The 16115-nt window shown below is 58.9% G+C and carries 16 protein-coding genes; 10 read left to right on the forward strand and 6 right to left on the reverse strand.

The annotated features are described in order from the left end of the window. Positions 1–563 precede the first annotated feature (563 nt). From G7079_RS07075 to G7079_RS07120, 10 genes are all read left to right on the forward strand, one after another. Complete coding sequence (locus G7079_RS07075) at positions 564–1103, forward strand: glycosyltransferase family 4 protein (protein WP_255453131.1); 540 nt, start codon at positions 564–566, stop codon at positions 1101–1103. Next, the gene (locus G7079_RS07080; protein WP_166056634.1) at positions 1093–2208 is read left to right on the forward strand and encodes a glycosyltransferase family 4 protein; all 1116 of its coding nucleotides are present in this window, start codon (positions 1093–1095) and stop codon (positions 2206–2208) included. The genes G7079_RS07075 and G7079_RS07080 overlap by 11 nt, the downstream gene beginning before the upstream one ends. Before the next feature lie 139 nt (positions 2209–2347). Continuing rightward, positions 2348–3592, forward strand: coding sequence for a glycosyltransferase (locus G7079_RS07085; protein WP_166056635.1), 1245 nt, complete (start codon positions 2348–2350; stop codon positions 3590–3592). Beyond that, positions 3592–4626 (forward strand): polysaccharide biosynthesis protein, encoded by a 1035-nt coding sequence (locus G7079_RS07090; RefSeq protein ID WP_166056636.1) that lies wholly within the window; start codon positions 3592–3594, stop codon positions 4624–4626. The genes G7079_RS07085 and G7079_RS07090 overlap by 1 nt, the downstream gene beginning before the upstream one ends. Before the next feature lie 69 nt (positions 4627–4695). Further along, positions 4696–5352, forward strand: a complete 657-nt coding sequence (locus G7079_RS07095) for a class I SAM-dependent methyltransferase (protein WP_166056637.1) — start codon at positions 4696–4698, stop codon at positions 5350–5352. 74 nt (positions 5353–5426) lie between these two features. Continuing rightward, a complete protein-coding gene (locus G7079_RS07100; RefSeq protein ID WP_166056638.1) occupies positions 5427–6533 on the forward strand; it encodes an NAD-dependent epimerase/dehydratase family protein in 1107 nt (368 codons plus the stop codon). Beyond that, positions 6530–7666, forward strand: coding sequence for a UDP-N-acetylglucosamine 2-epimerase (non-hydrolyzing) (gene wecB / locus G7079_RS07105; RefSeq protein WP_166056639.1), 1137 nt, complete (start codon positions 6530–6532; stop codon positions 7664–7666). Before G7079_RS07100 ends, wecB begins: the two co-directional genes overlap by 4 nt. Further along, the gene (locus G7079_RS07110; protein ID WP_166056640.1) at positions 7666–8895 is read left to right on the forward strand and encodes a glycosyltransferase family 4 protein; all 1230 of its coding nucleotides are present in this window, start codon (positions 7666–7668) and stop codon (positions 8893–8895) included. The genes wecB and G7079_RS07110 overlap by 1 nt, the downstream gene beginning before the upstream one ends. A 39-nt stretch (positions 8896–8934) precedes the next feature. Further along, complete coding sequence (locus G7079_RS07115) at positions 8935–9945, forward strand: NAD-dependent epimerase (protein WP_166056641.1); 1011 nt, start codon at positions 8935–8937, stop codon at positions 9943–9945. A 10-nt stretch (positions 9946–9955) separates the two neighbouring features. Next, positions 9956–11101, forward strand: coding sequence for a nucleotidyltransferase family protein (locus G7079_RS07120; protein WP_166056642.1), 1146 nt, complete (start codon positions 9956–9958; stop codon positions 11099–11101). A gap of 20 nt (positions 11102–11121) precedes the next feature. Here G7079_RS07120 and G7079_RS07125 read toward each other — a convergent pair whose 3' ends face one another. The 6 genes from G7079_RS07125 to G7079_RS07150 are packed head-to-tail and all read right to left on the reverse strand — an operon-like array spanning position 11122 to position 15984. After that, positions 11122–12207 carry a radical SAM protein gene (locus G7079_RS07125; protein WP_166056643.1) on the reverse strand — a complete coding sequence of 362 codons (1086 nt, stop codon included), beginning with the start codon at positions 12205–12207 and terminating at the stop codon, positions 11122–11124. Next, positions 12204–12512, reverse strand: coding sequence for a PqqD family protein (locus G7079_RS07130; protein WP_166056644.1), 309 nt, complete (start codon positions 12510–12512; stop codon positions 12204–12206). The genes G7079_RS07125 and G7079_RS07130 overlap by 4 nt, the downstream gene beginning before the upstream one ends. Beyond that, positions 12509–13291 (reverse strand): hypothetical protein, encoded by a 783-nt coding sequence (locus G7079_RS07135; protein WP_166056645.1) that lies wholly within the window; start codon positions 13289–13291, stop codon positions 12509–12511. The genes G7079_RS07130 and G7079_RS07135 overlap by 4 nt, the downstream gene beginning before the upstream one ends. A 59-nt stretch (positions 13292–13350) precedes the next feature. Further along, a complete protein-coding gene (locus G7079_RS07140) occupies positions 13351–13827 on the reverse strand; it encodes a S24/S26 family peptidase (protein ID WP_206203185.1) in 477 nt (158 codons plus the stop codon). Continuing rightward, positions 13824–14003 (reverse strand): hypothetical protein, encoded by a 180-nt coding sequence (locus G7079_RS07145; RefSeq protein WP_166056647.1) that lies wholly within the window; start codon positions 14001–14003, stop codon positions 13824–13826. The genes G7079_RS07140 and G7079_RS07145 overlap by 4 nt, the downstream gene beginning before the upstream one ends. A 34-nt stretch (positions 14004–14037) precedes the next feature. Continuing rightward, complete coding sequence (locus G7079_RS07150; protein WP_166056648.1) at positions 14038–15984, reverse strand: hypothetical protein; 1947 nt, start codon at positions 15982–15984, stop codon at positions 14038–14040. Positions 15985–16115 lie beyond the last annotated feature (131 nt).

A 16115-nucleotide genomic window follows, 5' to 3' on the forward strand; every position in this document is an offset into this window, starting at 1 on the left:
AGTGGCCAGTTCAATGAGAAGCAGCTTGACGATATACCCAAGTTTATTCGTCGACTGCTTCCCTCTGCGATCGTGAGAAATGCAGTGCCTTTCCTTGGCAAACAGGTGAGTTCGACGCGGCCAATAGGGGCGATTCTCAACCATCTGGCTCTAAGAATGCCGACACAGGGGGCACAGTTTTGGGGCGAGCTGGCCGGTTTTACTTGGTATGACTGGCAGCTTTCGCGGTTGGTAGATAGAAAGAAGCCGCGCGTAGTGATCGGCTACGAAATGGCGTGCTTGCAGAGCTTTCGGACTGCGAAACGGCTGGGTATAGAATGTGTCCTAGACGCTGCGGCATGCCATCACGCGCTCCAGGATCGGCGCGTGCCGAATCGGAGAGCGAGCACCTCTCGCGTCGGACGTCTGATTCGCGAGCGCAAAGACGCAGAGCTTGCTTTGGCGGACCTGTTGATCTGTCCTTCCTTGTTGAGTGCTCAAAGTTACTTGGATGCTGGTGTTGCGCCAGAGCGGATTGTTATCAATTCGCTTGGAGTATCGCAGACGAAGTTTGCTGATGCGGCGTGTCGGCAGAGGGGGGGCAAATCAGTTTTGTGTTTGTCGCGAATGCCCGTATGGTTAAGGGCGCGGATTTTATCGAAAACGCTATACGTGCGTTGCAGGTAGCCGGCATACGGGCCACGATACATCTGGTGGGCGGTGCTAGGGTGGACGCGTATTACGGCGCTGGCGTCCAGGTGGTTCGTCACGGGCATGCGTCGCATCAAGAGTTGGCCGAGATCTTCGGTGGCGCTGACTGTCTGCTTTTGCCATCACGGCTTGAATCGTTCGGAATGGTGGTACTTGAGGCGATGGCTGCTGGCATGTCAGTTATCGTGTCTGACTGGGTGGGTGCCGCCGCGTTGGTCGATCATGGAGTTAATGGGTGGCGCTTCGGTGACACCTTTGAGGCTTTTTTGGAGAGAGTTCTCTGGTGTGCGGACAATGTTGATCTTGTCCGAGCAATGCGACCGGCCTGTGTTGAGACTGCTCGTCGTAATAGCTGGGAAGCCTACCAGCAGCGCGCGGTCAACATCGTAAGGAACGTAACGCGTGGCAGTTAAGAGCATGAGCGCTGGCCACGGCAGGTGTCGCGAGTTGCCGCGAATAGGGCTCATCGTTCCATCGCTGGACGAGGGTGGAGGCGTACCTGCTGTTGCGCGTTTTTTAGCAAATGTGGCTTGTAACTCCGGTGAGTTTTCCCTAAATTTAATCTCCCTTTCTACGTCATCCCGTGATCCGGCAAGCGTCCGAATTGTTTCGCCGAAGTCATGGATTAATGGTGTGGCGACTCGCCATGGCACCTGGAATCAACACTCTTATATTCACGTCGGCGCACACTTAGGTGAGTTGGAGTTCATGCGCTACTTGCCCCGGAAGGCGTTAGCGGAAGCCATCGAAGGTTGCGATCTCTTACAAGTGGTGGCGGGCTTTCCCGCGTGGGCAAACGCAGTAACGGGTTATGGAAAGCCGGTCTCTCTGCAGTGCGCGACGCGTGCAATTGTTGAACGACGCATGCGCGACAGAGGGGGCTGGAATCCGCCTAGGTTGCTGCGGATGGGGATGACGCAACTTACTGATGCGTTGGATCGCAAGGCGCTGCGTTCGGTGGATGCAGTCCAGGTTGAGAATCCTTGGATGCTGGACTATGTTTCTGCTGTCAGCAGAGGGCGAGATGTGGACATCCGCTATGCGCCTCCCGGGATAGACGTTGCAACCTTCAAGCCAATTACTCCTCGAGTCCCATCTGGGTTTTCATACATTCTTTGCGTCGGCCGTCTGGCCGATCCGCGCAAGAATATCGAGTTACTCCTGACTGCATACGCCAGGCTGGCTCCCGCGTTGCGGACGAGGGTTCGACTTCTGCTTGCCGGATCGACTCGCCCGTCGTTGTCTTTCTGGGAGAAGGCGGACGCTTTCGGAGTGCGCGAGCAAGTGACGTTCGTGGATTGCCCTTCGCAGGAAGAATTGGTGGCGCTCTACCAGGCAGCTACAGTGTTTGCGCTGCCATCAGATGAAGAAGGGCTAGGTATCGTATTGCTGGAAGCCATGGGCTGCGGCGTGCCGGTAGTCTCTACTCGCAGTGGTGGTCCAGAAGGGATCATCAGTGAGGGTGTTGACGGATACCTTGTGCCTCTGGGGATGCAGATGCACTGGCCTTTAGGCTAGCCCAGTTGCTCGAAGATTCAGAATTGAACACCTTGATAGGCAAAGAGGGGAGATTGACGGTCGAGCGTCGTTATGCAGAAGGCGTTACGGGTGCTGCCTTCATCGATATCTGGCGTGACCTGCTTAGAGATGTCGTGTCATGAAACCTACAATTTTGGTTTTCACGCGCTATTATCTTCCTGGATATTTGGCGGGTGGCCCCATTCGCACCATAGCTAATATGGTGGCACGCCTTGGCAGCGCTTTTAATTTCAAGATCGTCGCGCAGGATCGGGATTTCGGTGCGCAAAGTCCATATCGAGATGTGCGGCCAGATGCGTGGATTCCCGTACAGCAGGCGCTTGTGCGATATGTTCCACCCGCCCGAACTGACATGATAAAAATGGCGGAGATCATCAGATCTACCCCCCACGACGCCATCTACCTCAACAGTTTTTTCGATTTTCGTTTTACCCAACAAGTGCTGATCAATCGAAAGTTGGGCCGTTTACCAAATCGGCCGATCATTTTGGCCCCGCGTGGGGAGTTTTCAGAGGGAGCCCTGCAGTTCAAATCTCTGAAGAAGATGGCCTATATAGGGTTGGCGAAACGCGCTGGCCTCTACAGCGGGCTCACTTGGCAGGCTTCGAGCTCACTTGAGGCCGCGGATATAGAACGCACTATGGCTGTGCTGGGAGGCAATCCAAGAGAAGGGACGGGTGTTGTCGGCCATATCGCGGTTGCGCCTGACCTGGCGGATGTTGACGGCGGTGATGGGGCTGCTTGTCGAAGCGGCGCGGCGCAACGAAAACGGCCTGGGTTGCCTCTGCGTGTTTGTTTTCTCTCCCGGATAAGTCCAAAAAAGAATCTCGACTATGCATTGCGAGTATTGGCCGACGTGCGGGTGCCAGTTTGTTTCTCCATATACGGGCCGATCGAGGATGAGGCGTATTGGGCCACGTGCTCCGCACTCATTGACGAGTTGCCGGCCAATATACAGGTGATTCAAATTGGCGCGGTTTCGCCATGCCAGATCATGCCGACGTTGCAAGAGCATGATCTCTTTCTGTTTCCGACACATGGCGAGAATTTCGGGCACGTGATACATGAAGCGCTTCGGGCTGGATTGCCGTTGCTCATCAGTGACCAGACACCCTGGCAAAAGCTTGAAGATAAGGGGGTGGGGTGGGCCCTCTCGCTCGCCGAGCCCAGAGAATTTGTCTCGCGGTTGGAGGAAGTCGCTGCCTGGTCAGAAGATCAACATCACGCGGCGTCGCAACGCGCGAAGCGTTTCGCAGCTAATGTTAGCCAAGATCCTGACACCCTTGACTCAAATCGCAGGCTATTTTTCGATGCAATTCTCGGTGCGGATCCGTCACCGAATCATTCAGAAAGGAGTCGATAGTGTTTGAACACGAAGTGCTGCTAATCAGTGGCGGCACAGGCTCGTTCGGAAACGCCGTTCTCCGTCGCTTCCTGCAGACTGATATCGGCGAAATCCGGATACTAAGCCGTGACGAAAAGAAGCAGGACGATATGCGTAAGCGCTATGCGTCCGACAAGCTGAAGTTCTACATCGGCGATGTGCGCGACCCCGCCAGCGTGATGAACGCGATGCGCGGCGTGGACTACGTCTTCCACGCGGCAGCACTGAAGCAGGTGCCGTCCTGCGAGTTTCATCCGATGGAAGCGGTCAAGACCAATATCCTAGGTACCGAGAACGCCACCGAGGCTGCGATCCAGTGTGGCGTCAAGCGCATGATCTGCCTGAGTACGGACAAGGCGGTGTACCCCATCAATGCCATGGGTATCTCCAAGGCGATGATGGAAAAGGTGTTCGTGGCGAAGTCGCGCAATGTGGATCCGACCAAGACCACGATCTGCGGCACTCGCTACGGCAATGTCATGGCCTCGCGCGGGTCGGTGATTCCGCTTTTCGTGAGCCAAATCAATTCGGGTGTACCGATCACCATCACTGACCCGGACATGACCCGCTTCATGATGACCCTGGATGATGCGGTGGATCTGGTTCTATATGCCTTCAAACATGGCAATAGTGGCGACATCTTCGTGCAGAAAGCGCCAGCTGCGACCATGCATACCCTAGCTCGAGCGCTGGCGGAATTGCTGGGTAGGCCTGATTACCCCATACAGGTCATCGGTACGCGTCACGGCGAAAAGAAGCATGAGGCACTGATGAGCCGGGAAGAAATGTCCCATGCGCAAGATATGTCCGGTTATTTCCGCGTGCCGCCGGATTTGCGCGACCTCAACTACGGGAAGTTCGTCGAGCAGGGCGAAAAACGCATCAGCGAAGCACGTGACTACACTTCTGCGAATACCGAGCGTCTCGACGTGGGAGACATGCAGCGGTTGCTGATGAAGCTAGATTTCATACGCGACCTAGTAGCTGGTTGTCCGAGTCAACCGGTTGATTGAGTTGCGGAAAGCCTTTCAGCTTGCGATGGATAGGATGAGTTCGCACATTCCACAAACAGAGGATGAATAATGTCAACAGGCGAATACGCTGTCGCTGGCCTTCATGACCACATTGTAGGTACTCAGCTAGCTGCCAAGACTGACAAGACTCGGGGTGTACTTGATATCGGTTGTGGAAGCGGCGCATTTCTTCGCCGACTGCAGGTGTTAGGTTTCGAGAATCTGTGCGGGGTTGACATAAATCCCCCAGGTCAAATTGATGAAGGGATTGAGTACATCAAGCACGACTTGGACGATGTCTCAGATCCCTTGTATGGACGCACCTTCGATATCATTACTATGATCGAGTTAATCGAGCATCTTGACTCGATCGGAGTCGGTCTTCGCATGGCTGCGCGGCATCTCGCATCCGACGGGAAAATCCTGATAACCACCCCAAATATTGAGTCACTGAATGCTCGTGTTCGATTTTTGTTTTCAGGAGATATTCCTTTCTTCGATAAAAAATCCGATCCAACACACCTTTTCCCGGTTCGCCGCACTTCCTTGGAGAGACTCGCCGAGTCCGTCGGGCTAATTGTTGAGAGTGAAACATGGTTTCCTCAGGTGGGCTCTGATTCCAAATGCTTTTCCCCGAAGATTCGGGTGTTGTCCCGAGTATTGGCACTCATCATCCCGGATCTACGGCCCGGAGATATCAGCATTTACACATTGAGACACGCATGAGCCGGCTTTACATGACAGGTGCATTACCATGAATAACCATCGCGAGGGGGCTTGCATTGTCGTAGGTGGCGATCATGAAAGTCCTGATCACCGGTGCCGATGGTTTCATCGGCAAGAACCTTCGCGTGGCGCTGGCAGAGCGAGAGAGTATCGAGGTTTTGGCTATCACCCGCACCAATGGCGATGCGGATCTGGTTGCTGCTGCGGCGAACGCGGAAGCTGTGATTCATCTGGCCGGCGTCAACCGCCCGCAGGATCCGACAGACTTCGTCACCGGCAATACGGACTTCACCGAGCGGTTATGTGAACTACTATCGGCAAGCGACCGCGCTGTGCCGGTAGCGTTTGCATCTTCCATCCAGGCCGAGCGCGACAACCCTTATGGTCTCAGCAAACGTTATGCGGAAACCCATCTGTCCAACTACGGTCAGCGCACCGGTGCACCGGTAGCGCTGTACAGGCTCGCCAACGTGTTCGGCAAGTGGAGTCGCCCCAACTACAACTCCGTGGTGGCCACCTTCTGCCACAACCTCGCGCGCAGGTTGCCGATCCAGATCAACGATCCGGCCGCACCGGTGCAACTGGTCTATATCGACGACGTGGTGGCCGAATTCCTGCGCTTCCTTGACGAGCCGGGGCAGGGCGTGCGCCACGCGCAGGCCGGGCCGGTGTATGCGACCACCGTGGGCGAGCTGGCCCGCCAGATCGAGGCCTTCAGGGACGTACGCAGCACCTTGGTCACCGAGCGCGTTGGCACCGGGCTGGTGCGTGCGCTGTATGCCACCTATGTCAGCTTTCTGCCGAAGGAAGCATTCAGCTATGGCTTGGCCAAGCACGGCGACGCCCGCGGCGTGTTCGTGGAAATGCTGAAAACCCCGGACTGCGGCCAGTTCTCCTTCTTCACCGCACACCCCGGCATCACCCGTGGCGGTCATTACCACCACAGCAAGACTGAGAAATTCCTGGTGATCAAGGGTCGGGCGCGTTACCGCTTCCGCCACCTGCTCACCGACGAGGCCTTCATGGTTGACAGCGATGGTGACGAACCGCTCGTTGTGGAAACGATCCCCGGCTGGGCGCACGACATCACCAATATCGGCGATGACGAACTGGTGGTGATGCTGTGGGCGAACGAAATCTTCGATCGGCAACACCCGGATACGGTGGCGAGCAAGGTATGAACACACGCAAGCTGAAGGTCGCCACCATCGTCGGCACTCGTCCGGAAATCATCCGCTTGTCGCGGGTGCTGGCCGCGCTCGACGAGCATTGCGACCATGTGCTGATCCACACAGGCCAGAATTACGACTACGAGCTCAATGGGATCTTTTTCGACGATCTGGGTATTCGCAAGCCGGATCGGTTTCTAGAGGCTGCAGGGGCCACCGGTGCGGAGACCATCGGAAAGGTGATTATCGCCGTCGACCAGGCCTTGGCCGACATCCAGCCCGATGCGGTGCTCGTGTTGGGTGACACCAACAGCTGCCTGGCAGTGATCCCGGCCAAGCGGCGCAAGATACCCACCTTCCACATGGAAGCCGGTAACCGCTGCTTCGATATGCGTGTGCCGGAGGAAATCAATCGTCGCATCGTCGACCACACCGCGGATATCAACCTGACCTACAGCGACATCGCACGCGAATACTTGCTTGCCGAAGGGTTGCCGGCGGATCGTGTGATCAAGACCGGCAGTCCGATGCGTGAGGTGCTGACGCATTACGCTCCGAAGATCGCTGCATCCGATGTGCTGCAGCATCTTGGTCTCGAAGCGGGACAGTATTTCATTGTCAGCGCCCATCGTGAGGAGAACATCGAGTCCGACCGCAATTTCGCCGGACTGATCGAAATCCTCGATACCGTCGCCGCCGCATACGGTTTGCCGGTGGTAGTTTCCGCCCATCCGCGCACGCGCAAGCGCATTGACGCGGCCGGCATGCAGCTTCATGCCGGCGTGCAATTGCTAAAACCGCTTGGTTTCAGTGATTACGTCCGTTTGCAAAAGGATGCAAGAGCGGTGCTATCCGATAGCGGCACCATCAATGAAGAGGCTTCCATTCTGAACTTCCGCGCGCTCAATCTGCGCGACGCGCATGAGCGCCCGGAAGGCATGGAAGAAGCTGCGGTGATGATGGTTGGCACGAATGTCGAACGCGTGATGCAGGGATTGGCGATCCTCGAGTCGCAACCCGCTGGCGATACCCGGCTGTTACGTCTGGTGTCCGACTACAGCATGCCAAACGTATCCGAGAAGGTCGTGCGGATCATTCACAGTTACGTGGACTATGTGAACCGGGTAGTCTGGAAGCGTTACTGATGCGCTTGTTGCTGGTAGCCGATACCTACCCGCCATCATGCATCTCCGGTGCGCTGCAGATGCGTGATCTTGCGGTTGCGTTGGCTCGCCAAGGGCATCGGCCGCTGATCCTTACACCAACAGATCAGCCTGGACAGCGTGTACGTCTGGAAGAGCACGATGGGGTGCAGGTGCTGCGCGTGCGTGCGCCCCGAACCAAGGATGTGCCGTATATGCGGCGCACGCTTGCCGAATTGGTGTTGCCATGGGTATTGCTGCGCGGGTTGAATGCAAGTGTCCTCCGCCATGAACGCTGGGATGGCGTGATCTGGTATTCACCAACGATTTTCCTAGGGAAGGTAGCAAAGGCAATCAAGCGCCGGTCCCGGTGCCCTGGCTATCTCATCGTCCGCGACCTGTTCCCCGATTGGGCGGCTGATGCGGGGGTACTAAAGAAAGGCGGGCTGGCGTATCGGTGCTTCAAGCGGGTGGAACGGTTCCAGTATCGGCAGGCCGACATGATCGGTGTGCAAACGCCATCGAACGCGCCATTGGTGGCATGCGACGCACCCGCTGCACGGATCGAAGTTCTTCACAACTGGCTTTCACCGTTGACCGTGCCCGCTGGAATGCAATCGACTGATCCATCGTCCTTGCTCGGCGATTTTGAATCCCGTATCAATTTCGTCTATGCCGGCAACATGGGCGTGGCGCAGGACATGGGTGCGTTCATCGCATTGGCGAAGCGCATGCAGGGCCGTGCCGACGTAGGGTTCATTTTTATCGGTCGTGGCAGCGAAGTGGCGCGGCTAAAAGTTGAGGCGCAAGCCTTGTCCAACCTGTTGGTACTTGATGAAGTTAGTCCGGAACGTTTGAGCGAGGTTCTGGCGCACTGTCATGTCGGGATCGTGGCGCTACACCCGGCGCACGCGACCCACAATATTCCCGGCAAGTTGCTGACCTATCTGAATGCCGGGCTGCCGGTCTTGGCTCGAGTCAATCCAAACAATGATCTAGTGGCATTGGTGGAGAGGGAAGGGGTGGGGTTGACCGTCTCGGGTGACAACCCTGCATTGCTGCACGTGCATGCCTTGCGGCTGGCGGATGACTCGGGTCTGCGCGCTGCGATGGGGCAGGAAGGGCGGGCGCTTGCGCGGCGGCTGTTCTCACCTGAAAGTGCCGCTCGACAGCTGACAAGCAGGCTGATGGAACGTGCCGAATCTGATACTGGTACCCGCCGAGCCACGTAGAATGCATGACTGGAAACCCGAATGAAGGAGCGCTAGCGCATGAAGATACTGCTCACCGGCAGCGCTGGCTTCATCGGTTCGCACGTAGCGCAGGCATTGTTGGCACGCGGCGACACCGTCATCGGCCTGGATAGCCTGAACAGCTATTACGACGTCACCCTGAAGCAGGCGCGGTTGGCGCGTTTCATTGATCATCCGAATTATGTCCACGTGCAGGCGGAACTGGCCGACCGCGCGGCGGTGGAGCAGGTGTTCGCCACCCACAAGCCTGATCGCGTGATCAACCTTGCGGCACAGGCAGGCGTGCGTTACGCCGCCGAGAATCCGCACGTCTACGTCAGCAGCAACGTCACCGGCTTTCTGCACGTCTTGGAAGGCTGCCGCCACCATGGCGTGCAGCACCTGGTGTATGCCTCCACCAGTTCGGTGTATGGCGCCAATACCAATATGCCGTTCTCCGAGCACAACTCGGCCGAGCATCCGTTGACCCTGTACGCGGCAACCAAGAAAGCCAACGAACAAATGGCACACGGGTACGCGCATTTGTACGGCATCCCATGCACCGGCCTGCGTTTCTTTACCGTGTACGGGCCGTGGGGACGTCCGGACATGGCATTGTTCCTGTTCACCAAGGCGATCCTGGACGGCAAGCCGATCCGGGTGTTCAATCATGGCCGCCACAAGCGCAGCTTTACCTATGTAGACGATATCGTCGAAGGCGTGATCCGCACCTTGGATCGGATACCAAACAAAGACCCAGACTGGAGCGGTGCAAGCCCCGATCCGGCCACCAGTGGTGTTGCACCGTATCGGCTCTACAACATCGGCAATGAACAGTCGGTCGAGTTGCTGCGCTACATCGAAGTTCTGGAACAATGCCTGGGCAGGAAAGCACAAATGGAAATGCTGCCGCTGCAGGCCGGTGACGTACCGGACACGGAGGCCGATGTCTCCGATCTGATCGCAAATGTCGGTTATCGGCCTGTCGTATCGGTAGAGCAGGGGGTCGCGAATTTCGTCGAGTGGTACCGCGACTACTACAACGTGTGAGGGCGTGCGGATGTCGCGCTTGATCGGAGCCCGCGTTGTGGGACGCAACGCTGCCGCGCCAGCTTCCGAAGTGCGATCCTGGCTCGCATCCGTATTGTCCGATGGGCATGAGGCCATCGGACTTGGCGATCATTCGGCCGAAACTGTTGTTGCTGCGGCAGAAGCCGAGGGTGTGCTTCCTCTGCTGGATTGGCGCCTCCGCGGCAGGCGGGGGTGGGAACTCTTGCCGAAGCCATTGCAGCAGCGACTGCAGGGCGGGGCCCGCCAAGCCGCGATGACCACCTTGTTCCGGGAGCGCGAAATCCAGCGCATCGCGAAGGCATTGGCAGATGCTGGCGCACGCGCCTTGCTGTTGAAAGGCAATGCGCTTGGGTTGTGGCTGTACCCCCAGCCCTACTTGCGCGTGACCAGCGATATCGACTTGCTGTTCTCCGATCGCATGGCGTTGCAGCAAGTATCGAGCGTTCTCTCGAAGATTGGCTACAGCATGGAACCGATGCCAGGCAGCACGATCCACGAGATGAAGGGCAGGCTTGTCATCGACGGGGGCAGTCGTTGTGAGCTGGACGTCCATGAGCGCCTGCTCAATGCGCCCGCCTATGCGGAGATATTCTCCTTCGACGAGCTGTGGCAAGGAGCAATTGACCTGCCATCGATAGACGTGGCAGTGAAGGCGTTGTCGCCCGGGCATGCGTTCGCGCATGCATGCCTGAATCGTGCGCTCGACATGCAGGTCGGCGAACCCGACCAGCTGAAGCTGCTCTACGACGTGCATCTCTTGTGCAAGCAGATGGATACAGCCTCATGGGAGGCATTCGCGGAACTGACGCGGACAAAGCGGATCGCTGGAATTTGCCTGCGAACCCTGCAGGACGCATCAGAGGCATTCGGTTCAAGGGTGCCCGATGGGGTGGTGGATAAGCTTGGATCGCAAGCCGAGAATGAGCCCCTGGATTGGCGGGAGCTGCAGAATTGGCGTTACATGCAGTGGCAGAACCTGAAGGCGCTGCCGGATATGCGCGCGCGCATGAGTTGGTTATGGCAGCGGGTTTTCCCGACCCGCCAACAACTCCATGAGTTGCATGGCGACGGCAATTGGCTGCAACTGATCTGGCGGCGTTTTGCGCGGTTGCTATACAGGGTTTTCGGCCGCTGAGTCTGGCCTCGGCATTCGCATCAGGCGACGATATCCAGTGGAATCTGCCGCATTTTCTTCTGCTGCAGGTTCTTCGACGGCACGCCCGTGCGGGCGTAGGACTTCTCGCAGTCCTGGATCGATGGGCCGCGCATGTTGCCTTCCATGTAGGCGAGCCCCGGGCATCGGCTGCAACTGCTGCCGTGCACGCAGGACGAACAACCCTGCAGGTCCGATACGCGGATCGCGCGCACTTCGTTCAATTGCGGCGAATCGCGCCAGATGTCGATGAAGCCCTGCTCACGCACGTTGCCTACCTTGTACGGGAATTGCACGCAGGGGTAGACGTCGCCGTAAGGGGAGACATAGCACGCGGTGTGGCCCGCACTGCAGGGCAGCGTCTTGTAGGCTTCTTCCAGTGGGGTAGGGCCGCTGGGTGGCGCCAGCACGCGATCCGCCTGGTCGCCCAGTAGTGTTGCATCGCGCATCACCCCGGTCAGGCGGTCGGCATCCATGTTGAGGGAAACGATGGAGCGGTCGCCGTCCATCATCGGGGTGATGGTGGCATCCACCGTGTATCCGACGCCCATCTCGTCCGCCAGCGCCTGCACCTGCTTGTAGTCATCGGCGTTCTGCGTCATGAGTACGTTGGCGAGCGTGACCTTGACCCCGGCGTCGCGGAGGAAGCGGACGCCTTCGATGGTGCGCTTGAACGAGCCCGGGAGCTTGGTGATGTCGTCGTGGGTGGCGGCATCGTGCGAATACAGGCTGACTTGCACCGAATCCACGCCGAGCGCGGCGATCCGACGCGCCTTGGCCGCACGCACCATGACCGCATTGGTCTTGAGCTTGACCGAGAACCCCAGGGCACGAGCGCGCTCGACGATCTCGAACAAATCCGGGCGCATGAAGATCTCGCCACCGCTGATCGTGAGAAAGAACACCCCGGCGGCCGCCATTTGGTCGAGCAGCGCCAGGATTTCGGCGGTGTCCATCTCGCCGTGGTCTTCATGGTCGAGATAGCAATGGACGCAGCGCTCGTTGCAGCGGTAGGTGAGGTCGAGTTGCACGCTCAGCGGGAGGCCCAGCTCAAGCGCGCGCGCGCCCATCCGGTGCATCAGGCTCATGCGCCGTCCCCGGTCGCCGTGAACGGCATGTCGCCCACCTGCAGAATCCCGCGTTCGGCCAAACCAAGTGCGAGTGAGCGGGCATCCTCCAGTGCGGTTGCGGGATCGATGTCGAACACCGGCGCGATCAACTGCGCCACGATATCGGCCAACGGGGTGAGGCCATCAGCGGCGTCCCACAGGATGGCGGCGGTTTCGTTGAGGCTGAACAATGACGAGTCATGCGCGGACATGATCATCAATTCGTCGCCGATGCGCCGAGCCGCCACGTTGCTGGATCGCAGGATGTAGAGAGAATCATTCATGGTTGTGCATCGATCATGTCCCACACGTGCGCATCAGGGACGAAGGTGAGCTTTCGCACGGGCACGCGCGATGCCAGTGCGATGGCATTGTCGAACACGCGAGCGGTTAGCGCGTCGTCGTTGGCGAAATACAGGATGTTGGCCATCAACGCACGCACGGCGGCGGACGGCGTCAGCGTGTCGATCCGGTTCTCCTGGCCCTTGGCAAGCAGGAACACGCCAGCAAGTGGCGCGCGCAGGTTTTCCCCGGGACGTCCCAGCTCGCCCGAGAATGGCGTGCCGTACGCGAAATAACGGCCATCTTCCGGGCGCAGGAACGACATCTCGTCGGTCAGGATGTGACTGTGGGTTGGTGCCAGCCGCGAGATCGTGGTCTTGCCGGCCCCGGACACGCCGGTGAATGCCCAAGCCCGGCCACCGCTGACCACGCTGGAAGCATGCATCAGCATGCCGCCTTGTTCCGCGAGAAGCAGCGTGTGCAGGATACGGATCACCGAATCCAGTGAGTACGGACTGGGAACCATCCGTGCGCGGCCGTGGTGTGAGAGGGGATCCCACTCCGCGAAGAAATCTCCGCGGCGCACCTGCCAGAGCGCACCGTTGCGCGACACTTCGACGGTGTCCTTGTGTGCGTCGATCCCGTCGCGTTCAGCTTCAGGCAGGAATGGGGTCAACTCGATGTCGAAAACGTGATCCGGCTGTGCCGCATCTCCCAGGAAGCCGTCGAAACGCCCTCGCATCTCGGCCACGAACTCTGGTGAGTCGGTGCGCAGGCGCACCCAGATGTCGCCGATGCCGACATCCAATTGGCCAGTCGCGTCACAAGTGCTGCAGTCGTTCATGCGAGCAGCGTCGCCAGTAAAGGCGCCCGGGAAAATAGATGGTGAATGGGGTTGATGCGCCGGATCAGCCAACGTGCAGCGCGCTGGCGCCGCAGCCAGTGGCGTCCACCCGCATGTCGAAGCGTCGATGTGCCACGCTGCTGACCAACGAGGACGCCAAGGACATTGTGTGTGGCGACGGGGGCATCCGGCGCCGTGAGCGCATCGCCTTGGGTGAGCATCTCGTTGTCCTGGCGATGCAACAGGCGATGCGCGACCAGCCTCGCACCGTCCTGCACCAGCAATACCTGCCCAGGTGCGATGTCATCGATCATGCAGGCGTGGAAATGCAGCAAGTCACCGGGTGCGATTGCGGGCAGCATGCTGCCACCGGTGGCGCGAATCGTAAGCTTGCCGAAGTTGGCGAGTACATCGCTGGCCAACCCGGCGCGCATACAGGTCGTGGGCGAGCCCACGACCGAGCCGACATTCACGAATTGCTCAACACGCGGCGGCATTGATCCTGGACCTGACCGCGGATCTTGCCGCAGGCCAAGGCCATGGTCTCGAACACGCTTTCGTATTCGAAGGCGGGCTTGAGATAGGTGCGCTTACCCTTGGTGGTTTCTTGCGAGGGTGTTGAAGTGACTTGCGTGTCAGGCTGGTTCATTCGTTTGTCCCGATTTTGTCCGTACTGAACTGATTCAATCTAGCGCGCTCTGGCTTGCTTGCACAGCATTGCCGGTGTTGCCGGTGTGCGAGAAGTAGATTTGCGATGCGCCCTGTTCGGGGCGGACGTTGTCCACCACGATGCCGCCGGTGCCGCCTGGTACGGCAAGTCCAGCGCTAGACACGTTGCTGGTGCCCCACGCCGCACCGGTGCCGCTGGCGCTTCCGTTCAGGTCGGAGAGGTTGAACATGTACAGGCAGGCTGAACCATAGCTGCCGCTGCCGCAACCGTTAGCATCGCCATAACTCGCAATGCTGGCGTACAGATATTCGTTGCTGCCGTTCTTGACGAGGGTGACGGGGGACAGGTTTTGAACGTTATCCGTGGTGCCATCGGCCATGTATCGATCACGTGCGCCGATCTCCGGGCCACGCACAGGCGATTGCATCACGCCGTTGACAATCGGAATTTTCCACAGCGTGGCGTAGAAGGTGTTGTCCGGTCGTCCCCCCACGATATACATCGCGCCGGAGCCAGTGGGGCTGTTGTAGAACGCATCGTCGAATGTCCCTGCGTACAGGGCCCGCTCCGGGCCGTTGCCGCGACCGAGTTGTTGGCGAGAGCCCGTGCTGGCATCGGCGAAATTGGTGGGGAATTGAATCGCGGCGCGGCAGCCATCGATCTCGGCGGAGAAAAGCGTGCACCGGGCCGTGTCGGTATAAGTGAGCGTATTGTCGTTGAACACGAAGATGTAGACCTGGTTCGTGAACAGGTCGACGATCGGCGACTCGCGCAGGCCCGTGGTGCTCGCGCGTGCAAGTTTGGCGCTGGTGGCCTCGAGTGTTCCGGTGGCTGCATCTACACGGTACAGCTTGCCGCCGGCGGAGCCTGCGCCACTCTGGCTGCCGACGAATACCTTGTCGCCGGTGGACACCGGTGGCGATAGTTTCAAACCGGCTTCCAGGGTAAGCGGGAAGCCTCCCGCAACGACTTCTTGCGGATTGCCCTGGAACACCCCGGTGAACTTGTGCAGGCGACCGTTTCCATCGCCAGCCCAGAGGATATCCCCGCTGTAGTCCACGAATGGGGATGAGTATGTGGGCGTGCTTCCCGTGTTGCTGGTGCCGTTGAAGGAAATGGCGTAATAGCAATTGCTTGCGCAGGCGCGGTACGCGGCCGCGCTCAGCGACTGTACGGGCGTGGCCGGTGCTGAAGCCGATCCACTGCCGGCCAACGGCTTGAGCAGCACCAGTTGCAGAGTGTTGCCATTACGCTGGACGAAGGCGACTTGCTTGCCGCCATCAAGGTAGGACAGGACCGGCGAGGTCTCGGTGATATAGCCGTTGCCAGTCGTGTACGACCACATGACATTGGGCGCCTTCACCGCGCCGTTCTGGTTCCAGCTGCCAACACAGCCGCCTGCACCCTGATAGAGCTGGTTGAAGGCGATAGCGGTAGGCTGGCCAGCGGTACCACTGCCGTCCGTACCAGAAAGGTTGAAGTCGCTGTCGAGTGTTTCGCTGACTGAGCCGTTCGCAATATTGCCAGTGGTGTTTGAGGTGATGGTCACGCTCGCGCCACTGCCGCCAGCACTGAACCCAGTCTGGCTGCTCCAGCGATTGATGGCATTGCGCAAGTTATTGCCGCGAGCCGTGTTCGAGATGCCGTTTGTTAGGAAGTTGGTGCCGGTGTTGTCTGACGCGCTTGAGGTCAGCACTACTTGGCGTACGCCAGCTGGGCCAAGCGTGACAGTGCGATCAGTGCCTTGTGAGGGATTGCCGTTAAAAGTTCCGGTCCAGGTTTCCTGGAGGCCGCTCGAGGAAGCGCCCGCTGCATTCGTGGTGTACACCACGAAGTCGTTGGTGCAGCTCGGCGCGGCCGTGATATCGAAGTTGTACTTCGCCGGGAAAATGCCGGTGGTGCCGCTGCCGCCTTGGCCATCGGTGCCGCCGCCGAGCACGTTGCTCCAGTCACGCAGCATATTGCCGGTGGATTGTTGGCCACCACCACCACGGGGGGGCGGGTGCGGTCAGGGCCAGGTGCCCGCTGCCGGCCAGGAAGAGCCTTGGCTTGGCGAAGGGAAGGCGTCTCGCTTTCGATCCGACGCAGTAC

The sequence above is a fragment of the Thermomonas sp. HDW16 genome, assembly GCF_011302915.1.
Lineage (GTDB): Bacteria > Pseudomonadota > Gammaproteobacteria > Xanthomonadales > Xanthomonadaceae > Thermomonas.